The organism is Luteibacter jiangsuensis (assembly GCF_011742555.1).
Lineage (GTDB): Bacteria > Pseudomonadota > Gammaproteobacteria > Xanthomonadales > Rhodanobacteraceae > Luteibacter > Luteibacter jiangsuensis.
Genome location: NZ_JAAQQR010000001.1, coordinates 636,246 through 656,818, shown reverse-complemented (window position 1 = coordinate 656,818; position 20,573 = coordinate 636,246). Strand labels below are relative to the sequence as shown.

Below are 20,573 nucleotides of genomic sequence, written 5' to 3'. Positions count from 1 at the left end.
GAAAGCAGGCACCCAGCGCCCCGGTCGGCAATAGGCGAAAGCAGACCATCGGCTCGTGCTTCGCTATCCCAACGCGCGCTTCGCTCTTCCGCCAATAACCCGCACCGTCGGTGGCCGGTACCCGTTCCCCTCGCCGCGATGTCTGGAGTCGAGGGCGTGCGGGCGGAAAAGGCCCGTCAGGGGGCGGGCCAGGACGGCCCGCCGTTTCCGCCGAGGCAGGATGCCGAGTCGGAAACCCCCGCCCGGACGGCCGGGTCCGCCGCGGCGCCAGCCATCAGACACCGAGCCGCGCAGCGGCTCCTCCTTTCGCAAGGAACGACGTAAGCCTTCGCGGCGAGGGCGACGGCTGCCGGCCTCCGGACCACGTACGAGCGCCGAGCGCGAGGCCGAACAGGCGAGCCCACCCTACGAAGCGAACGCCGCACGCCACGACTCCCCGGAAATGCGCGAAGACCCATTTTGTTCGGCATCCGGTTCAAGCGCGATCCGCGATCCCATCACGCATATTCGGCCAACTTCTCCCCGTCTTCACGATTTTCGTCGTGATCAGCGTCAAAAATTCGTCTTCTGTAGGAATTCCCCTACAGATGTTTAGGGAAATGTGGTTATGATCGGACGTACTGTGTCTGCGCGGTCACGAGAGTGACCCGATGTTAGCGAGCAGTTAGACGCTCCATCGCCTCACCCGGTCCTGCATGCCCAGTAAGTCGCCGGCTCGCGAGCCGGGTTTTCGTGTGTTGGATAGAGGTGTGTGTGATGGCAACAGGTACCGTGAAGTGGTTCAACGACGCCAAGGGCTTTGGCTTCATTACTCAGGACGGCGGCGGCGCGGACGTGTTCGTGCATTTCCGCTCGATCCAGGGCAACGGCTTCAAGTCGCTGCAGGAAGGTCAGAAGGTGGAATACGAAGTGACCCAGGGGCAGAAGGGTCCGCAGGCGGAGAACGTCAAAGCGATCTGATCGTGCGGCCGTAGCGATACGGCCTTGCGAGCAAGCTTCCACTCCTCCGGTCCCTGTGCCGGAGGAGTTTTTGCGCGTCCGGATACTTCGAACCATGACCACCATTCCCATAGACGGCAAGGAACGCGACCTCGGCGGCGGTTTCGTCGTCCGGCGCATGTTGCCGCATCTGAAGGCCCGTCACGTCGGTCCCTTCGTGTTCTTCGACGAGATGGGCCCCGTCGCCTTTGGCGATGACACCGGACTGGACGTGCGCCCCCATCCGCACATCGGCCTCGCCACCGTCACCTGGCTCTTCGATGGCGTGATCCGCCATCGCGACAGCCTTGGCAGCCATGTCGACATCCATCCGGGCGACGTGAACTGGATGACCGCGGGTCGCGGCATCGCGCACTCGGAACGCACGCCGCCGGAAGTCCGCCACGACCACGCAAGCCTCCACGGTATCCAGGTGTGGGTGGCCTTGCCGAAGTCGCACGAAAAGATCGACCCGGAGTTCCATCACCATCCCGCGTCCGAACTGCCCAAGGTCGAGCGCGACGGAGCGCGCATGGTGGTAATCGCCGGTCAGGCATTCGGCGCCATGTCGCCCGTGCGTGTCTTCGCCCCCATGTTCTTCGTGCAAGCCCGCCTCGAGGCGGGTGCGCGCCTCGCGATGCCGGAAGAGCACGCGGAGTGGGGCGCCTACGTGGTCGAGGGTGCCGTCCGGTTCGGCGACCTCGCCATGGCCAAGCAGGACATGGCGGTGGCCCACGACGGGCCGCCCACCGTGCTCGAGGCGACGGAACCGTCCCTCGTGATGCTCTTCGGCGGTGCGCCGCTCGACGGCGAGCGGCACCTCTGGTGGAATTTCGTCGCCAGTTCGCCGGACCTGATCGAGAAGGCCAAGGCGGATTGGGCGGCCGGAAGATTCCCGCTGGTGCCCGGCGACGAATACGAGCGGATTCCTCTGCCCAACTACTGACGGAGGGCGCATGGCTGGCTTCGACAGTTTTCGCGACTTCTATCCGTACTACCTCGGCGAACACGCCGACGTCCGTTGCCGCCGGCTGCATTTTGCCGGCAGCTGGGTGGTGCTCTTCGCCCTGGCGATGCTCCTTTTCACCGGGCAAGGGTGGTGGCTGTTGCTTGCCCTTGCCGGTGGCTACGGTTTCGCCTGGGTAGGCCACTTCGTGTTCGAGAAGAACCGGCCGGCCACGTTTCGCCATCCCTTCTACAGCCTGATGGGCGATTGGGCGATGTTCTGGGACATCCTGCGCGGGCGCGTTTCCCTGAGGTAAGCACGCCCGCGCCGAACGTCAGGCGACCTCGGCCGGCAAAGCCGAACGTGCCGTCTCCCTTTGTGCCCGTCGCGACGCGCTCCACTCGGGAAGGTCCATCTCGTCCCTTGCGCGGCGGCATACATCGAGCAGGCGTTCGACGTCTCCGTCGCTCATGCCCGCGTTGAGGGTGAGGCGCAGGAGCGACCGGTTGACGGTGGTCGCCGGTGCGCTGAACACCGAGCCGAACACGCCATGGCGTTCCATGGTGTCGCGCACCCGTCCCGTGAGGATTTCCTGCCCGGCCTCGAACGCCACAATCTGTTCCGTGCCGTCGCCGATCGGATACCCGAGGGCGGCAAGTTCGCCGCGCACGCGCCGCGTGATCTCGCGCAGGCGCCGGCGCCGCCATCCTTCGCTCTGAATGACGCGATGCGAGGCCGAAATCCCGGCCAGTTCGTGCGGCAACAATGACGAACTGAAGATCGCGGGCAGCGCTTCGCAACCGAAGTAATCCTTGAAGCGGCGGGTGCAGGCGATGAAGCCGGCGCGCGAGCAATAGGCCTTGGCGAGGCTGGCGGTGACGAAGTGCACCCGGTCGTTGAGGCCGAGGCTGGCGACGAGCCCCTCGCCACGCTGGCCGTGCGTGCCCAGCGAGTGCGATTCGTCCACCACCAGCACGCACCCGTGCGCGTGCGCGATGTCGGCAATGTCCTGGAGTGGCGCGAGGCTGCCGTTGGTACTGTAAACGGCGTCCACGACGATCACGCCGGGGCCGTGCCGAAGCACCTGGCGTTCGAGATGTGCCACGTCGTTGTGCAAGGTCGGCACGGCTTTCGCTCCGGCGCTGCGTATGCCTTCCCACAGCGAGGCATGGGCGAGCATGTCGATGTACACCGGCACGCGTTCGCCCGCGATGGACTGGATGAGTCCGACATTGGCGGCGAATCCGGATTGCGCCAGGATCCCGTCCTCGCTGCCCACCGCACGGGCCAGTTCGGCTTCCACGCGGTGCAGTGGCTGGCTTTGGTCCTGCTGGAAAAGCGCCGACATCATCATGCCGAGGCCACCCGTCGCGAGTGCCTCGCGCTGTGCCTCGACAATGGCGGGGTGTCCCGCGATGGCGAGGTAGTCGTTGCTCTGGAGCATGAGGTCGCCGGCGCCGGGCTGCCGCCCCCTCAAAATGTGACGCCCACCCCAATCGATGGCTACCCGTTCGTTGTGAAATCGGTCGACCCTACGCGCAACGAAGTCGGGAAGTACCGGCGCCTTGATGATCGGGTGCAGGATGGAAACGTTTTCCATGAATCTTCTCTCTCTCTGGTTAAGGGCCAGGCGGATATCCGCGGCGCCGTTGCGACGACGCACGCGCGCGCCTCGCCCGGAAAGGCGCGTTGTGATCGGGAGGGCGATCCGGATCCCCGTGGGGGCCGGCCCCTCGGGCCGTTAACTGGAGAGACTTTGTGCGGCCAGGGTCGTACGCGCGAGATGAACGCGCGCGACAACGCCGCTCCACCCCGTTGATCCCGGAGCGAAGCGCCTGACCGGCTTGAAGAACAGGACGGTTTGAGAGGGCTCTAGATGAACCGCGACCTGCTGTCGGCGGCGAGGCTGAGGTCTTGCTCGCGCAGCCAGGCACGGTACGACTTCACGTGCTGCAGGCGGAATCGCTGCACATCGTCGATGAGCGCGTAGTAATACCACTGTTCGCCCGACACTGCCGTGGCGATGTGGAGCTGGGATTCCGGATTCACCACGCCCTTGTGGTAGAAACCGTCGCGCGAATTGAACCAGGGCAGGGCGGTGCCGCGCCGGAGGGCCTCCAGCACGGCCTGCGGCGCGCCGAGATCTGCCGCAATTTCATAGTGGGTGCGGAGATCTTCGTCGGTCTGCACGAGGAGGAAACGCCCGATGCCCCAGGCGTCCACCAGCAGCAATCCGGTGGGATTGCAGTGCACGTAGCACTCCACGGGCTGGAAGGTGGCGGTCACCGACTGCAGCACTTCGCGGAATGCGGGGTCGCGCAGGAAGCGGAAGTTGCCCAGGGCAAGCGTTTCCGCCACGAAGGCGCTGGCCCGCTCGAAATAGCGGTGCTGCAATTCGGTGATGGCGGTCTGCAGCTTTTCGATGGCCGCGGGATCGTTCTTGCGGATGAAGCGGTCGATGACCCCGGAGTTGAAGGCGTCGATGGCCGTGGCGTCGTCGGCCCGGCCGGTGAGGAGTATCTTGCCGATGTGCGGATTCGGTAAGCGCTTACAGAAAGTGATGCCGTCCATCTCGGGCATGGCCTGATCGACGACCACTACCGAGATCTCGGCGAAGCGCTCCGGGTCGTAGACCACGCGATGGATGGAATCGATGTCCAGCGCCACCAGTTCCTGGGTCTCCGACGGACGGTCCTTCCACCGGTAAAGCCAGCCGCCGCCCGGCACGGGACGGCTGCCGTTGTTGCCGAGCGTGGCCAGGGCGCTGCGCGGCGAACTGAAGGTCCGCACCCGCATCATCGGATCGAGCAGCAACGGCACGACCTCGAGGTATTCCTCGTGGTCGTCGACCAGCACCGTCGTGGTCGGAAAATGGAAGGGCTGGATGTCGCCCTGCGAGTTCAACGTCATCACTGCCGGTCCCCGGGCTCCGGATGCGGGAAGGTTAGGGTGAACTCGGTGAATTCGCCCAGGTTTGTACGGCATGCGATGCCACCGCCCATATGCTCCATCGCCGCGCGGCAAAAAGCGAGCCCTATTCCCAGCCCGGTCACGGTGCCGGTGCCCTCGCTGTCGCTGGCGTAGGAGTAGAACCGGTTGAAGATGCGAGGCACCACGTCCGGGGGGATGCCGGGGCCTGTGTCGTAGACGCGGATACGGTTGGTCGTTTCCCCTGGCTCGATGAACACCTGGATTTCGCCCTTTCCGGCCCGATCGGTATGGAAAAGCGCGTTGCGCAGGAGGTTGAACAGGATGTGCACCACCAGGGCCTCTTCCCCCAGGAGCGGGAAGTCGCCCACGGGCGACAAGGTGATGCGTTCGCGCTCGGCACGTGAACCGTAGGGAAACCGGCGCAGGGCCTGCTCCACGCACTCCCGCGCCATCAGCGGCGACAGGGGCACCTCGCCGATGGGTCGGGCCGAGAGGAGCAGCATGTCGATGATGGTGTTGGCATAGGTCACTTCCCGCTCCATGACCCCGATGCTCCGTTCCAGGGCGTGCAGGCTCTGGGCGCGTACTTCCGGCACCGGCAGTCCCTCGCGCTCGGCCAGACGGTGGCTGCGGATGAGGTCCGGCATGAAGCGGGCGACGGCGCGCGCGGCGATGCGCAGCGAACCCAGCGGCGTGCGCAGCTCGTGTGCGATGTTGTTCGACGCGGCCGTGAGGGCATCGATGCGCGACTGCTCGGCCATATTGGAGGAAACGGTGCAGGTGGCCCCGCCCACCATGCCGAAGAGCAGCAGCGGAACGTATTCCAGCATCGTCTGCGTCTGCAGGTGCGCCTCCGGCGACAACACGAATACGAGCGCGGCGAGCAGGCTGCCGATGCTGAAGACCACGAGGAAGCTGGCGATGTCGAACAGCATCATGAGCAGCATCACGCACGCCAGGTGCGTCATGAGCCATGGAGGCGTCGCGTTGCGCAGGGTCATGTAGCCCACGAAGAAGGGCATCGCCACGGTCATGGCGAAATACCAGTACGTGGGCAGGTGTGTGCGGAGCCGGCGCGGCCACCAGGGCAGCAGGGCGAGCGGAATGAACGTGGCGCTGCACACCAGCCGCATGGGAAGGTTTTCGTAGGGCTGTGGGAACAGGTACGCCCAGACCGGGTAATACACGGCGAGGCAGAAACTGCCCACCACGCCGATGGCCACCATCTTCGGCTGCGAATACCGGGTACGCAGGAACATGGTGGTTTCGAAGCGTTCCAGGGCGCGCAGCAACAGCCACAGCCGCATCCGGAAGAAGCGCCGGGGGCGATCCGGTTTGTCCGCTGGCGTGGACATGGAGGGCGGTGTCCCGGTCAGTGGGTCGGACGACACGGGCGGCTCGCTACCGGTATTGCCGGTGACAGGACTGGCAGGCCTCGCCGACCGTGGCAAGCGTGCGGGTGAGGGCCTCGCAAGTGGCGGGTGGCGCCTTCGCTGCGCCGTCCAGTATGCCCCGAAGCCGCTCGGCGGCTTCGTAGAACGGGGTGTCCATGCCCGGGAAGGCCTCGCGGATGTCGCCGGCCATCGCCTCCATCCGGGACAGGCGCCCGGCGGAGCCCTTGGCATCGCACTGCTTCGCCCGCACGTTGGCGCGGAGCGCGCCCAGGTGGTACTGCATCACGGCCATGACGCCGCTATGGAACGGCGTGCCCTGGCGCAGGGCAGACAGGGCGAAGGTGGCCCCCATCGCGCCCACGACGAGGCCGAGAAGGACGAGCAGCAGCGGGCGCATCGGGAATCCATCGCAACACGAGGGCGCCAGCATAGCCCAGGGATCAGCGGGTCCGCGATTTTTCGATATGAGACAATGAACGCACTTCTTTCCAGCGAGTCATCCGTGAGCACGGCCCAGGCCGAACGTTTCGCAGGCATCGAGCGCCTCTATGGCCGCGGCAGCCTCGACCGACTGTCCCAGGCACATGTCTGCGTCATCGGCGTGGGCGGCGTGGGTTCCTGGGCCGCCGAGGCCCTGGCCCGCAGCGGTATCGGCCGCCTCACGCTCATCGACGGCGACGATGTCTGCCTGTCGAACACGAACAGGCAGCTGCACGCGCTCGACGGCCAGTACGGCAAGCCCAAGGTGGGCGTGGTGGCCGAGCGCATGCATGCCATCAGCCCCACGATCCGCCTCGAAGCGGTGGAGCGTTTCCTCACGCCGTCCACCCTGGACGAACTGCTGGACCGCAACTACGACGTGGTGATCGACGCGTGCGACGCCTTGAAGGTGAAGCTCGAAACGATCGTCTGGTGCCGGCGCCGCAAGCTGCCGCTCGTGACCGTGGGCGCGGCGGGCGGGCGCACCGATCCAACGCAGATCCGCGTGCGCGACCTCTCGCGTACGGAGCACGACGCCATGCTCAGCCTGATCCGCAAGAAGCTCCGGCAGGAGCACGGCTTTCCGCGCAACCCCGACCGCTTCTTCGGTGTCTCGGCCGTGTACTCGCTACAGAACGTGCAATACCCGCAGGCGGACGGCAGCGTGTGCGGCGTGCGGCCGCCGGGCTCCGACGCGCTGAAGCTCGACTGCGGCGGCGGGCTCGGTGCCGCCACACACGTCACCGGTGCGTTCGCGTTCGCCGCCGTGGGCAAGGCACTGGAGAAGCTGACCGCGGCGAAGCGTTCCTGAAGGCCTTCTAGGCTTCCAGCTCCCGCGCCACGATCTGCAGCGCGGCTTCCAGCCGCTCGGTCGATTCCTCCGCGCCCAGGGCAAGGCGCACACCCCGCGCGGATGACGCCGCCGCGACGAAACCCGAGCCCGCGGCAACGCGGACGCCCCGGCCAAGCAGGCGTTTTTCGAGGCCGTCGGCGTCGCGATGCGGCACCCAGGCGTGCAGGCTCGCACCGGCGGTAACGACGGCGCTGCCGAGCACGCGCCGGGCCATGTCGGCGCGCCTTGTCATGGTTTCCGTGACGCCGCGCAGGCAGGCCTCCGCCGTGCCGTCTTCCATCCACCGCGCCACCATGGCCGGCCACCACGCCGGCAAGCCGTCCAGTTCGCGCTCGATCGCCGCCACCGAGTCCGCCTGCATCGTGGCGTCGGGATGGAGCAGCCATCCCATCCTGAGCCCCGGCCCGAGAATCTTTCCGATGCCGCCCGCGTGCACGGTGCGGCCCGGTGCGATGACAGTGAAAGGTGGCAAGGCGTCCCGCCCGTACCAGGCGAGGGGCGAATACACATCGCCTTCGACCAGGGTGAGTCCGGCCTGCTCCGCCACCATGGCGATCTCCATGCGTCGAGAGAGCGGCATCGTGGCCGTGGTGGGATTGTGCAGGGTCGGCTGCACATAGACCGTCCGGGCCTGACTGCCGTGCGATGCCTCCAGGAGCGCGTCCGGGCGCATGCCATGTTCGTCCGTCGCCACGTCGATGCAGCGGATATCCATGGCGCGGGCCAGCGCTCGCATGCCCTGGTAGGTATGCGCCTCGACGAGCAAGGCGGCTCCGGGTGTGCGGGCGAGGGGCCGCAGGGCCAGCGCGAGCGCGTGGCGTGCACCGTTGGTGAGCGTGAGCAGCGCAGGATCCACGGGCCCATGCCCAGCGGTGCGTTGCAACCAGCCGGCGATCGCCAGCCTCACCCGCGGCGCGCCCGCCGGGTCCGGATAGGCGAGGTCGTCGGCAGTCACCGTGCCGGCGGCCAGCGTTTCACCGAGCAGCGCCGCGGTGGCTTGCCGCGGCGGCAGGTTCACGGCGAGGTTGTAGGTCATATCCATGGGCACATCATCGGTTAGGCTTCGCGCCATGTGGTGTGTATATCTCATCGAATGCCGGAACGGTGCGTGGTACGCGGGCATTACGAACGACCTCGATGCCCGCTATGCGGCGCATGTGGCGGGGAAGGGCGCCCGTTATACCCGCGCCAACCCGCCGGTTCGCCTGCTCGGCTCGCGTGTGTTCCCAGACCGTTCTGCGGCCTCGAAGGCGGAGTGCGAGGTGAAGCGCCTGCCGAGGTCGAAAAAACTCGCCTGGCTGTCGCTTCCCTCGGTTCACGGCGCCTGACGAAGCACAGGGTACCCGTGCCCCGTGGCGTGGCTTAGGATGAGCGGCGATGGATACTCGACTGCATACGAAGGTCACCCCCGACTGGCACCGCTGGATCGGCGAGGCGCTCGCGGCCGGACACCCGCCCGCGGATCTGCTGGCCACGATGAAGGAAAACCGCTTCGACGAACGCGCCGCCCGCGACGCCATCGCCGATGCGCTGTTCGGCCCGCGTCCGCCCGCCGCCTCGCCGCCCGCCGATACGGCGGCGGCATTCCGGAGCCGTCTTGCCGAAGGCCATACGTTGAACGCCGGCGACCGCGAGGTGCGCGTGCTGGTGCGGGTGTCGCGCCCCACCATCGCCGTGCTGGACGGCGTGCTCGATGCGAACGAATGCACCATGCTGCGCGAACTCGCGCGCACCCGGCTCGAGCGCTCGCAGGTGGTGAATCCGGGTACCGGCGTCGGTGTGGTGCAGGACATCCGCACCAGCGAAGGCGCGAACTTCGGCAGGGGCGAAACCGAACTCATCGCACGCATCGACGCCCGCGCCGCCGCCCTCATGGGCATGGATACGGAGCACGGCGAAGGCCTGCAGGCGATGCGCTACGGCGTCGGTGCCCAGTACGTGCCGCATTTCGACTATTTCCCGCCCGACGATCCAGGCAGCGAACCGCACCTGCGCAACGGCGGGCAACGGGTGTCCACCCTCATCATGTATCTGGACGACGTGGAAGCCGGCGGCGAAACGATTTTCCCCCGCATCGACTTCAGCTACGTGCCGCGCCGGGGGCAGGCGCTGTATTTCGAATACACGACCGCCGACGGGTCGCTCGACCCGCTGTCGCTGCACGGCGGCGCGCCCGTGCTGTCCGGGGAGAAATGGATCCTCACCAAGTGGATGCGCGAGCGCGCGTTCGCGGGCTGAGTCCGGCCTCTGGCGCCCGGCGCGGGCGATCCGCTAGGCTTGCCCGTTGGTTCCACACATCCTCGATGGAAGCCCGATGCAGCAGCTGGACAAGGTAAGGATCGGCATCGTCGGGCTCGGCTACGTGGGGCTTCCCCTGGCGGTCGAATTCGGCAAGCGGTATCCCACTGTCGGTTTCGACATCGATGCCTCGCGCATCGGCGAACTTCGCGCCGGTAACGACCGCACGCTGGAAGTGGACGCGGCATCGCTCGCGGAGGCCGGCGCGCTGACGTACACCGACCGTATCGACGACCTTCGCTCCTGCAACGTCTTCATCGTGACGGTGCCCACGCCCATCGACAGCGCGAAGCGTCCCGATCTCGCGCCGCTGACGCGGGCAAGCGAATCGCTTGGCAAGGTGCTCGAACCGGGCGACGTCGTGGTCTACGAATCCACCGTGTATCCCGGCTGCACCGAGGAAGTCTGCGTGCCGATCCTCGAACGCACCTCGGGCCTGATCTTCAATCGCGACTTCTTCGTGGGATACAGCCCCGAGCGCATCAACCCCGGCGACAAGCAGCATCGGGTCACCAGCATCCGCAAGGTCACCTCCGGCTCCAGTCCCGAAACCGCCGACTTCGTCGATGCGCTGTACGGCAGCATCATTGCCGCGGGCACGTACAAGGCCAGCGGCATCAAGGTGGCGGAGGCGGCCAAGGTCATCGAGAACACGCAGCGCGACCTCAACATCGCCCTGGTGAACGACCTCGCCATCCTCTTCAACAAGCTCGGCATCGACACGCTGGAAGTGCTCGAGGCCGCCGGTACGAAGTGGAACTTCCTTCCCTTCCGGCCGGGCCTCGTCGGCGGCCATTGCATCGGCGTCGATCCCTACTACCTGACGCACAAGGCGCAGGAAGTCGGCCACCATCCCGACGTGATCCTGGCCGGGCGACGCACCAACGACCACATGGGGCCGTACATCGCCGGCGAGCTGATCCGGCTCATGGTGTGCAAGGGCCTGAATCCGGTCGGCGCGCGAGTGCTCGTGCTCGGTCTCGCCTTCAAGGAAAACTGCCCCGACCTGCGCAACACGCGTGTCGTCGACATCATCGCTTCGCTGAAAACCTACAACGCCACGATCGACGTGTACGACCCCTGGGTCGACGCCGCCGAAGCCGAACAGGTTTACGGTTTGCGCACCGTCGCCGCGCCGGGGACCGGCGAGTACGACGCCATCGTCATCGCCGTGGCGCACAGGCAGTTCCACGAGCTCGGCGCTGCCGGCATCCGCGCGTTCGGCAAGCCGGACGCCGTGGTCTACGATGTGAAATACGTGCTGCCGCGCGACGCGGTGGACGGCCGGCTCTGAAGGTGCGCTCATGAAGGTACTGGTGACGGGCACGGCGGGCTTCATCGGCTCGCACGTGGCGATGCGGCTCCTGGATCGCGGCGACGAGGTGGTCGGTATCGACAACCTCAACGACTACTACGACGTGGGGCTCAAACAGGCCCGGCTCGACCGCTTCAGGCACGATCCACGCTACACCCACGTGCATGCCGACCTCGCCGACCGCGACGCCATCGCGACAGTGTTCGGGCAGCATCGGCCTCTCCGGGTGGTACATCTGGCGGCGCAGGCCGGCGTCCGCTACGCGGCGGAAAACCCGCACGTGTACGTGTCCAGCAACGTCACGGGGTTCCTGCATGTGCTCGAAGGCTGCCGCGCACACGCTGTCGAGCACCTCGTGTTCGCCTCCACCAGTTCGGTCTATGGCGCGAATCGCGCGATGCCGTTCTCGGAACATGCCTCCGCCGAACACCCGCTGACACTCTACGCCGCGACGAAAAAGGCGAACGAGCAGATGGCGCACAGCTACGCGCACCTCTACGGCATTCCCAGCACGGGCTTGCGCTTTTTCACGGTGTACGGTCCATGGGGTCGGCCGGACATGGCCTTGTTCCTCTTTACCCGGGCCATCCTCGCGGGCGAGCCGCTGAAGGTTTTCAACCACGGCAGGCACCGGCGCAGCTTCACCTACGTCGACGACATCGTCGAGGGCGTGATCCGTTGCCTCGACCGTCCACCCACCGCGGATCCCGCCTGGAACGGCATGGAACCCGACCCGGCCTTGAGCGGCGTGGCGCCGTTCCGCCTGTACAACATCGGCAACGAGCACCCGGTGGAACTGCTCGATTACATACGCTGTCTCGAGCGATCCCTGGGACGCGAGGCGATCCTGGACATGCTGCCGCTGCAAGCGGGCGATGTGCCGGACACCGAAGCGGACGTGAGCGAGCTTCGTCGCGCGGTCGGGTACGTGCCGCAGGTGTCGGTGGAAGAGGGCGTGGGGCGTTTCGTGCGCTGGTACCGCGACTACTATCGGGCCTGACCTCACGTCGAGGAAAAAAGCTCAACCAATAGGTTGACTATTTTTCGGTGCGGCGTATATTCAACCATATGGTTGAATTAGATGCCCCGCACCTGGACCCGGTCTTCCACGCCCTCGGCGACCGCACGCGCCGCCGCATGCTTCGTGAACTCGCCGGCGGCGAGCGCAGCGTGGGCCAACTGGCCGAACCCTTCGCGATGTCCCTCGCCGCGGCGTCCAAGCACATCAAGGTGCTCGAGAACGCCGGCCTGATCCGCCGCGAGGTCCGCGGACGGGTGCACCTGTGCCGCCTGGAGCCGGCTCCGCTGGCGGGCGTGCAGGAATGGCTGGCGTTCTACGAGCGCTTCTGGACCGACCGTCTCTCGATGCTCGACCGGCTCCTTCGCGACGCCGATGCGAGCGCCTCCACCCCCTCCAAAGGAGACAAGCCATGAACGCAGCCATCGGTCCGGACACCTACGGCACGCTCGTCGAACAGACCACACTGAGGATCCAGCGCGTGCTTCCGGGGCCCATCGAGCGCGTGTGGGCCTACCTCACCGAGAGCGACCTGCGCCGGCAATGGCTCGCCTCGGGCGAGATGGAGATGAAGGCGGGCACCCCGTTCGAGTTTTGCTGGCGCAACGACGAACTGACCGATCCGCCGGGTCACAAGCCGGAGGGCTTCGGCGAGGAACACCGCATGCAGAGCCGCGTCACGGAGTGCGATCCGCCGCGGAAGCTCGCATTTGAATGGGGTAGCACCGGCGGGGTCACCTTCGAGCTCGAAACCAGGGGCGCGGATGTGATCCTCACGCTCACGCACAGCCGCATTCTCGATCCCTCCACGCGCCTCAACGTGAGCGCCGGGTGGCATGCTCACCTGGATGTGCTGTCGGCCCGCATGCGAGGCACGGAACCGGCACCGTTCTGGGATGCCTGGCTGGCGCTCAAGGCGGACTACGCAAAGCGCCTGCCGGCCTGAGCCGGCACGGGGCAAACAGGAGCGTGAACGTCGATCGACACGGGACCCGCTGTCAGCGTATGTGAGTTGTGTCACATTATGGGCAGGGGTGCCCGGGTTCCATCCATCTTGGCTTCATGCGAGACCGGGCTTGTCATCATCCGAGCCTGTCATCGCCTATGAACGCATCCGCTCCGAGTTCGTCCGAAACCCGTTCCGGCAGCATCACCTGCGTGGGCATGGGCATCACTCTCGGCTCCCATCTCACGCCGCTGGCGCGCAACTGCATCGAAACGGCCGACGTCGTGTTCGCTGCGCTTTCGGATTACGTGGTGGAACTGTGGCTGCGGCGCCTTCATCCCGATGTCCGCAGCCTCCAGCCGTATTACCGTCCGGGCAAGTCGCGCATGAAGACCTATCGCGAATGGGTCGAGTTGATGATTGCCGAAGTGCGCGCGGGACGTCGGGTATGCGCGGTGTTCTACGGGCACCCGGGCATTTTCGCCTGGTCGCCGCACAAGGTCATCGAACTCGCGCGCGCCGAAGGCTATCCGGCGTACATGGAGCCGGGCGTGTCCGCCGAGGACTGCCTCTACGCCGACCTCGGCATCGACCCGGGACGCATCGGGTGCCAGCATCTGGAAGCCAGCCAGCTGCTTTTCTTCGAACGCACGCTCGACACCACCGGGCACGTGATCCTTTGGCAACTCGGTGTCGTGGGCGACCGTTCGCTCGGGCGGTTCCGCACCCCCGACGCCTATCGCGAACTGCTGGTCGAGCGCTTGTGCGCCGACTATCCCGCCGACCACGAGGTCATCGTGTACCGCGCGCCGACGTTGCCGATCGAAGGTCCGCACATTCAGCGCATGCCGTTGCGCGAATTTGCCGCAGCGGAGTTCACCGGGCAGGAGACGCTGGTGCTCCCGCCCGCACACGCGCTCAAGCCGAATGTCGCGATGCGCGCTCGTCTCGACGCACTGGACGCGGTGTACGGCACGGGCGCGGAGCCTGCCGTCGCGGCGTGAAACCGGAAACCGCGCGGCGGGTCGCCAGTTCGACCTGCCGTGCTTTTACAAGCACAGGGGAAAGATCATGCGCGATACCGTTGAACTGCTGGAAGCCATTGGACGCGATGCGAGTCTGCGCCGCGCCTCGCCCGAGGAACTGGCCCGTGCACTGGAGGCGGACGGCGCCTCGCCCGGGCTCCTGGACATGGCGGCGCACGGCGACAGCACCGTGCTCACCGCGGAGCTGGGTCTCAAGCACATGCATGTCGAACATCAGAGCCAGACCGGCGGCCACGAGGAAGTGGATCCCGACGAGCCGGGCGATGATGGCGACAACGGCGACGAGCAACCAAACGAGCGCCACGACGACGACGCAGACGATTCGTCGGCGGCCTGACGGTCGGGTATCGTGCCGGTCGGTTCCTTCCCGCAAGCGCGCTCCTTCCTTCTATGGATGGGGCTCGCCCTGGGGGCGCAGCTGGGCTGCGTCCATGCCGCGACGGAGGTTGCCACTCCCGGGCGGGTGGCACGCGTCGACGCGCTGCGTACGAAGGATCACCCACGGTTCCTGACCCTGCTCGCGGACCTCCACCGGGACGTGGCCGACCTCAATGCAAACGAAAAACGCTACCTGCAGTTCCTGGACGCCTGGGAAGCGAATTACGAAGGCCGTTATCCCGATGCGGAGGCGGGCCTGCGACGGGTGATGGCCCGTGCCGACGACGATCCCATCGGCACGCGTGCCATCGCCATGCTGATGAACAACCTGAGCGAGCAGGGCAAGTATGCGGAAGCGTACGCCATGGCCACGCGCGCGGCCGATACCTTGCCGTCGGTCGCCGATCCCGAGGCCCGCTTCGTGCTCCTCGCGAATCTGGCACAGATGCTGACATTCGCGGGGCAGCCCGATCAGGGCCTGCAATACGCGGACATGATGCTGAAGGCCACGCCGCCGGGGCAGTCGACCTGCCAGGCCATGGTGCAGAAAGTGACGGCACTCGAAGGCGCAAGGGTGCTGACCGCCCGCAGCCCTGAGCTGCTCGGCACCATCGACACCTGCAAGGCGGCCGGTCAGCCCATCTTCGCCAATACCGCCTCTCTGATCCTCGTGGACCGTCTGTTCGACGAGGGGCGACTGGACGAAGCGCTGGCCAGCGTGCAGCGCATCGCTCCCGTCATCCAGGCGAGCAAGTATTTTCCGCACATCATCAGCCTGGCCAGCCAGCGCGCGCAGATCTACGAGCAGCTCGGCCGAATGGACGAGGCGCGCAAGGCCGCCCTCGAAACGGTGGCCCTCGGCCATCCGGGCGATGTCAACGAGGCGCTGCGCTTCGCCTACCGCATCCTCTACACCATCGAGAAGAACGAGGGGAACTACGCCAGCGCGCTGGACTACTACGAGCGCTACGTCGTCCAGGACCAGGGCTACCTGCGCGATGCCAACGTGCGGAACGCGGCCTACGAAGCCGCGCGACAGCATTTCCGCGCGGAGAAGCTGGAGACGGAAGGGCTGAGCAAGGAGAACCGCATCCTGCGGTTGCAGAAGGCGCTGGACGCAAAGGCGGTGGAAACGAGCCGGCTCTACATGGTGGTGATGGCGCTCCTGCTCCTGTCCATCGTGTTCTGGATGGTACGGATCAAGCGCTCGCAGCTTCGCTTCAAATGGCTGTCGTCGTGCGACGGCCTCACCGGGATCTTCCACCACCAGCATTTCATGAGCGAAGCCGAGCGCCTGCTGCGCGTTCTGGAACGGCGGCTCGGCGACGGTTGCCTCGTGTTCCTCGACCTCGATCACTTCAAGCAGGTGAACGACGCACACGGACACGCCGTCGGCGATGCCGTGCTGAAACACGCCGTGGCGATCATCAAGGGCGAACTGCGCGACGGCGACCTCCTGGGCCGTCTCGGCGGCGAGGAGTTCGGCATCCTGCTGATGGACACGCCGAGATTGCAGGCCCGGGTGGTGGCCGAGCGCATACGCGTGGCGCTGGCGTCGTCCCCGCTGGTGACGGACGGCGTGGTGGTGCCGCTGTCCGTCAGCATCGGGGTGGCCTGCACCGACACCATGGGCCATGACCTGCAACGCCTGCGCCGCGCGGCGGACGCGGCGCTCTACAAGGCCAAGCACATGGGCCGGAATCGCGTCGTCGAAGGCGACGAATCGGTAGACGGGCTCAGCGAGCTTCGAAGGCGCGAATCGTCGCCTCATTGATGGCCCGCACCTTGGCTTCGTCCATCTTCTCGACCTTGCGATCGTAGGTGTACAGGCCGTTGTGTTCGCCTTCGACGTCGGTGATCTGGGTGTAGACGGCCCCCGACATGCCCTTCGCCGGTCCCTTGTCACGCAGCACCGCCGTATTGGCCACGTAGCCGTCGGTGAGGGCGGTCGCGTCCTTCACGGCACCGTAGGGATTGATCGCCGAATTCGGCCACACGTGGCCGGGCACATTCAGCGTCAGCCCGCCGTGTTCGCCGTCCATCGACGCGCGCGTGGCGTCGGGCGAGGGCAGCCCCGGGCCCTGGTAATCGTGCACGTCGTACACGTCGCCGGCATGCGGGTCGCCCTTGGTGTCGCAGCAGTTGAGTCCGCTGCGCGCGTTGACGAGGCGGGACGGATCGAGCTGCTTGATCTGCTTCGCCAGTTCCGCCGCGGCAGGAATGCTCCACTGTCCCCAGCCTTCGTTGAAGGGAATCCAGCCGATGATCGAGGTCTCGCCCTTGAGCTGCTCGACGATGGCCGAGACGTCCGTGCGGAAGCGCGCCTTGTCCGCGTCGCTGAGCTTGTCGTTGCGGCCGTTGGGCAGCGCGGGCATGTCCTGCCACACCATCAGGCCCAGGCGATCGGCCCAGTAGTACCAGCGCGCCGGTTCCACCTTGATGTGCTTGCGGATGGTGTTGAAGCCGAAGTCCTTCGTTTTCTGGATGTCGAACTTGAGCGCCTCGTCGGTCGGTGCCGTGTGCAGGCCGTCGGGCCAGTAGCCCTGGTCCAGCGTGGCCAGCAGGAAGGTCGGCTTGCCGTTCAGCACGATGCGGTTGACGCCGCCCACATTGGCGAGGGCGACGGTACGCATGCCGGCATAGCTGGTGACTTCGTCGCGCTGTCCGCCTTTCTCCAGGGTGGCCTTGAACGTGTAGAGGAACGGGTCCGTCGGGCTCCAGAGCCGGGGCTGGGCGATGGCAAGACGCATCGGCTTGCCGGCAGGGCCGCTCGCTTCGCCGACCGCCTTGCCGTCGGCATAGGCCGTCACGCGCAGCGTGGCGTCGTTGGCGTCGCCCTGCGTCTTCGCCGTGACGGTGAACGCGTCCAGGCTCGGCGTGGCGGTGAAATCCAGCTGTGCCAGGCTGGTGGCGGCCACCGGCTCGAGCCACACCGATTGCCAGATGCCCGAAGCCGCGGTGTAGAAGATGCCTTCCGGTTTCAACCGCTGCTTGCCGACCATGACGTTGGCACCGTCGACGGGCGCGTGCACGGCGACGACGATTTCCTGCGGGCCTTTCGGCTTGAGCGCCGCGGTGATGTCGGCCGCGAACGAGGTGTACCCGTCCGTGTGCCTCGCCACCTGCTTGCCGTTCACGTAGACGGTGGCTTCCTGGGCCACGGCTCCGAAGTTCAGCATCACGTGCTGGCCGTGCGCGGTGAAGTCCGAGGGGATGTCCACCGTCCTGCGGTAGACCATGAAGTCGGCATGTTTCTGGATGCCCGACAGCACCGACTCGATGGGGTAGGGCACCAGCACCTTGTCCTTCAACGGATGACCGAAGGACGGCTCCGTGCGCCCGTCGGTGGCTGCGAACTCCCAGAGGCCGTTGAGGTTCATCCAGCGAGGATGCTCCAGGGAGGGGCGCGCGAGTTGCGGCCGGGGATACTCGGGCAGTGCGTTGCCCGGCGAGACCTTGCTCGTCCACGGCGTCGTCAGGGGCGCCTTCATGCCGTTCCAGACGCCGGTGTCTTCCTTGGCCTGCGCCGTCGCCATGCCGCTCGCCAGCAGGAGGCCGATGCAGGCGCCGAGTTTCATGGCTTTCGTTCGATTCGTCATCCGTTCTTCCCTTTCTCGTGTTATCGCTGTGCCGCGGACATGGAACGCGGTGCGTCGTGCGGGTCGGCACCCCAGGCCTTGTTCGGCTCGGGTCCCATCGTGAGCACCAGCGTGGCGCCGTTGGCTATGTCGGCGTGGCTGAACCACGGCTTCGTCCACGCCTTGCCATTAAGCGTGGCCGACTGGATGTACTTGTTCTTTGCCGAGTTGTTGCGGGCGACGATCTCGAAGGTCTTTCCGTTCCCCATGCTCAGGCGCACCCGGTCGAAGATCGGACTGCCGATGATGTAGTCGGGCGTGGACGGATCGACAGGGTAGAAGCCCATCGCACTCAGCACATACCAGGAGGACGTCGAGCCCTGGTCGTCCATGCCGGGGAAACCGTAGCCGGTGGCGTCGCTGCCGTAGAGTTCGTCGAGGATGCGGCGCGTCAGGGCCTGCGTCTTCCAGGGCTGGCCGCTCCACGCATAAAGGTAGGCGGCCTGCTGGTCCGGCTGGTTGCCTTGCACGTATTGCCCGATCAGGCCGGTGCAGTCGCGGCAGATGCCTTTGGCGGTATACGGCGTGGAGAAGAACGTATCGAGCTTCCTGTTGAAGGCATCCCGCCCGCCGAGCAGGTTCATCAGGCCCTGCACGTCATGCGGAACCAGCCACAATGTGGACCAGCCCGATGCTTCCTTCATCATGAAGTTGTAATACGGTTCGCCCGGGTCGAAGGGCGAGATCCATTTTCCGTCCTCGGTGCGGCCGCGGAAGAATCCGACCGAAGGATCGAACAGGTTGCGGTAGTTCGACGCCCGCTGCGTGAACATCTCGGCATCGTCGTTCTTGCCGAGGCGCCGCGCCACATCGGCCAGGGCGTAATCGTCCCAGGCGTATTCCAGTGTGGTGGCCACGCCGGCCTTGCCACCCGCGTAAGGCGGGCTGGGATTGCCGGGCGGAACGATGTCGGAAATCCATCCCTGCTTCATGTACTCGGCGAGGTAGCCGCGCGGCCCCTTCGGGTCGGTGGCGTTCTTGCGCAGGTACTCGTACACGGCGGCGTAGTCGAAATCGATGCCGCGCTGCCACGCGCCGTCGTAAAGGAACACGGCATGGTCGCCGTGGAACGACGTGTTCATGTATCCGCGCTCGCGCGCCCTGTCGAACTCGGAACGCATGATGTCCTGCACCACGTTCGGTTCGAGCAGCATCAGCAGAACGATCTGGTTGCGGCCCGTGTCCCAGAAGGGCACCGGTCCGTAGTGGTCGTAGTCGGCCACCCGGTCGTTGCCTTCGGCGTCGGTGTAGTGCTCGCCCTTGCGGGCGATCATGCGCGGGCTGGCGAAGGAGTGGTAGAGCGTGGAGTAGAACAGGGTGCGCTGCTTCGCCGTGCCGCCGGTGACTTGCACACGATCGAATAACTGCGCCCAGCGGGCGCGTGCCTTCGCATGCACACGGTCGAAGTCCGTGTCGCTGTCCTGCGCGCGAAGCCGCTGCCCGGCTTCCTCGGCACTGTGGCCGTGGGCGATGCGAACCACGACCTGGTCGCCTGCCTTGGTGTCGAACGTGAGGTAGGCGCCGGCATAGTCGCCGGAAACCTTCCGGCGACCTGCCTGCACGTCCTCTCGGCCGAGACCCTCGCCCTTGTTGGTCACTTCCGAGTGGAACGTGCCGAAGCTGGCGAACGGGCGCGAGAATTCGGCGATGAAGTAGGGGCCGTCGGCGTCCCTGTCCCTGCGGCCGGCCGTGGCGACGCCACGAACGGTATGGTCGTCCACCACCTCCACATCGCCCCCATCCCGGCGCAGGTTCACGACCACGTTCGAGCGATGGCTTTCGGGGAAGGTGAAGCGCATGAGGCTGGTCCACTGCGTCGCCGTCAGCTCCACCTTTGTGCGGAAGGTCGCCAGATCGACGGCGTAGTAGCCGGGTGAGGCTTTCTCGGTCGCCTTGTCGTAATAGGCGGTGGCGTAGTCGGGGGGGACGGTCCAGTCGCCCACCACGGGCATGACCATCGGCGCGCCGCGCGCACCGTAGGTCGAGCCGCCGCCGGTGAAGCCGAACATCACGGGACGCCGGTAGTCGTAAGCCACGGGCACGCCGGTAGCGAAACCGAGGTCGGCATTGATGTTGACCGGCGCCGCTTCGGTCGCGCTTTGCGGAAGGCTGGCGCCGGGCGTGGTCATGCCGGTGTAGGTAGGTTCGCCGGGTGGCGGCGCGTTGCCGAGCAGCGCCTGGTTGTCGAGCGACGCGGTGCCCACCAGTGGATTGGCCAGGTCGACCGGCGCGGTCGGGGAGGCGGGCTTGTTGTCCTTGGCCAGCACGGTCGTCGCGGAAGTGACGATGAGCATCGACAACGCGGCGGCCAGGGCACGATGGGGACGGCGTGCCGGGGAAATGGTCATGTGG

At 66.3% G+C, this 20,573-nt stretch carries 20 protein-coding genes; 13 read left to right on the top strand and 7 right to left on the bottom strand.

What is annotated here, in order from left to right; all coding sequences use genetic code 11:
- Positions 1-756 precede the first annotated feature (756 nt).
- The 3 genes from cspE to HBF26_RS02735 all read left to right on the top strand — a co-directional run bounded on the left by cspE (position 757) and on the right by HBF26_RS02735 (position 2,240).
- Positions 757-960, top strand: a complete 204-nt coding sequence (gene cspE, locus HBF26_RS02745) for a transcription antiterminator/RNA stability regulator CspE (RefSeq protein ID WP_167122809.1) — start codon at positions 757-759, stop codon at positions 958-960.
- A 94-nt stretch (positions 961-1,054) separates the two neighbouring features.
- Positions 1,055-1,924: a pirin family protein gene (locus tag HBF26_RS02740; protein ID WP_167122807.1), complete on the top strand. Its 870-nt coding sequence runs from the start codon at positions 1,055-1,057 to the stop codon at positions 1,922-1,924.
- Between the two features lie 10 nt (positions 1,925-1,934).
- Positions 1,935-2,240 (top strand): Mpo1-like protein, encoded by a 306-nt coding sequence (locus HBF26_RS02735; protein WP_167122805.1) that lies wholly within the window; start codon positions 1,935-1,937, stop codon positions 2,238-2,240.
- Positions 2,241-2,258: 18 nt separating this feature from the next.
- Here the strand turns inward: HBF26_RS02735 and cqsA are convergent, their stop codons facing one another.
- The 4 genes from cqsA to HBF26_RS02715 all read right to left on the bottom strand — a co-directional run bounded on the left by cqsA (position 2,259) and on the right by HBF26_RS02715 (position 6,646).
- Positions 2,259-3,524 (bottom strand): alpha-hydroxyketone-type quorum-sensing autoinducer synthase, encoded by a 1,266-nt coding sequence (gene cqsA, locus HBF26_RS02730; RefSeq protein ID WP_167122803.1) that lies wholly within the window; start codon positions 3,522-3,524, stop codon positions 2,259-2,261.
- 272 nt (positions 3,525-3,796) lie between these two features.
- Positions 3,797-4,834 (bottom strand): response regulator, encoded by a 1,038-nt coding sequence (locus HBF26_RS02725; RefSeq protein WP_167122801.1) that lies wholly within the window; start codon positions 4,832-4,834, stop codon positions 3,797-3,799.
- A complete protein-coding gene (locus HBF26_RS02720; protein ID WP_167122799.1) occupies positions 4,834-6,210 on the bottom strand; it encodes a sensor histidine kinase in 1,377 nt (458 codons plus the stop codon). The genes HBF26_RS02725 and HBF26_RS02720 overlap by 1 nt, the downstream gene beginning before the upstream one ends.
- Positions 6,211-6,256: 46 nt before the next feature.
- On the bottom strand, positions 6,257-6,646 hold the full coding sequence (locus tag HBF26_RS02715; protein WP_167122797.1) for a cytochrome c: 390 nt from the start codon (positions 6,644-6,646) through the stop codon (positions 6,257-6,259).
- A 75-nt stretch (positions 6,647-6,721) separates the two neighbouring features.
- Between HBF26_RS02715 and HBF26_RS02710 the strand changes: the two genes are divergently transcribed.
- The gene (locus HBF26_RS02710) at positions 6,722-7,540 is read left to right on the top strand and encodes a tRNA threonylcarbamoyladenosine dehydratase (protein ID WP_167026195.1); all 819 of its coding nucleotides are present in this window, start codon (positions 6,722-6,724) and stop codon (positions 7,538-7,540) included.
- 7 nt (positions 7,541-7,547) lie between these two features.
- On the opposite strand, the gene HBF26_RS02705 is transcribed toward HBF26_RS02710, so the two are convergent.
- Positions 7,548-8,624: an aminotransferase-like domain-containing protein gene (locus HBF26_RS02705; protein WP_167122795.1), complete on the bottom strand. Its 1,077-nt coding sequence runs from the start codon at positions 8,622-8,624 to the stop codon at positions 7,548-7,550.
- A 28-nt stretch (positions 8,625-8,652) separates the two neighbouring features.
- On the opposite strand from HBF26_RS02705, the gene HBF26_RS02700 reads away from it, so the two are divergent.
- The 9 genes from HBF26_RS02700 (at position 8,653) to HBF26_RS19845 (ending at position 16,357) form a co-directional block, all read left to right on the top strand.
- The gene (locus HBF26_RS02700) at positions 8,653-8,910 is read left to right on the top strand and encodes a GIY-YIG nuclease family protein (RefSeq protein ID WP_240151163.1); all 258 of its coding nucleotides are present in this window, start codon (positions 8,653-8,655) and stop codon (positions 8,908-8,910) included.
- Between the two features lie 49 nt (positions 8,911-8,959).
- Complete coding sequence (locus HBF26_RS02695) at positions 8,960-9,820, top strand: 2OG-Fe(II) oxygenase (RefSeq protein ID WP_167122791.1); 861 nt, start codon at positions 8,960-8,962, stop codon at positions 9,818-9,820.
- A 76-nt stretch (positions 9,821-9,896) separates the two neighbouring features.
- Complete coding sequence (gene tviB, locus HBF26_RS02690; RefSeq protein WP_167122789.1) at positions 9,897-11,174, top strand: Vi polysaccharide biosynthesis UDP-N-acetylglucosamine C-6 dehydrogenase TviB; 1,278 nt, start codon at positions 9,897-9,899, stop codon at positions 11,172-11,174.
- Positions 11,175-11,184: 10 nt separating this feature from the next.
- Entirely contained in the window at positions 11,185-12,195 is a 1,011-nt protein-coding gene (locus HBF26_RS02685; RefSeq protein ID WP_167122787.1) for an NAD-dependent epimerase, read from the top strand.
- Between the two features lie 68 nt (positions 12,196-12,263).
- Entirely contained in the window at positions 12,264-12,629 is a 366-nt protein-coding gene (locus HBF26_RS02680) for an ArsR/SmtB family transcription factor (RefSeq protein WP_167122785.1), read from the top strand.
- Positions 12,626-13,159: an SRPBCC family protein gene (locus HBF26_RS02675; protein WP_167122783.1), complete on the top strand. Its 534-nt coding sequence runs from the start codon at positions 12,626-12,628 to the stop codon at positions 13,157-13,159. The genes HBF26_RS02680 and HBF26_RS02675 overlap by 4 nt, the downstream gene beginning before the upstream one ends.
- Positions 13,160-13,317: 158 nt before the next feature.
- Positions 13,318-14,163, top strand: coding sequence for an SAM-dependent methyltransferase (locus HBF26_RS02670; protein WP_193569731.1), 846 nt, complete (start codon positions 13,318-13,320; stop codon positions 14,161-14,163).
- Positions 14,164-14,230: 67 nt separating this feature from the next.
- Complete coding sequence (locus HBF26_RS02665) at positions 14,231-14,542, top strand: hypothetical protein (RefSeq protein ID WP_167122781.1); 312 nt, start codon at positions 14,231-14,233, stop codon at positions 14,540-14,542.
- 12 nt (positions 14,543-14,554) lie between these two features.
- Positions 14,555-16,357, top strand: coding sequence for a diguanylate cyclase (locus HBF26_RS19845; protein ID WP_167122779.1), 1,803 nt, complete (start codon positions 14,555-14,557; stop codon positions 16,355-16,357).
- Here the strand turns inward: HBF26_RS19845 and HBF26_RS02655 are convergent.
- Together HBF26_RS02655 and HBF26_RS02650 are read right to left on the bottom strand one after the other, a co-directional pair.
- Entirely contained in the window at positions 16,320-18,182 is a 1,863-nt protein-coding gene (locus tag HBF26_RS02655) for a glycoside hydrolase family 2 protein (protein ID WP_167122777.1), read from the bottom strand. The two genes, HBF26_RS19845 and HBF26_RS02655, sit on opposite strands and share 38 nt — an antisense overlap.
- Positions 18,183-18,202: 20 nt before the next feature.
- Positions 18,203-20,569 (bottom strand): GH92 family glycosyl hydrolase, encoded by a 2,367-nt coding sequence (locus HBF26_RS02650; protein ID WP_167122775.1) that lies wholly within the window; start codon positions 20,567-20,569, stop codon positions 18,203-18,205.
- Positions 20,570-20,573: the final 4 nt, after the last annotated feature.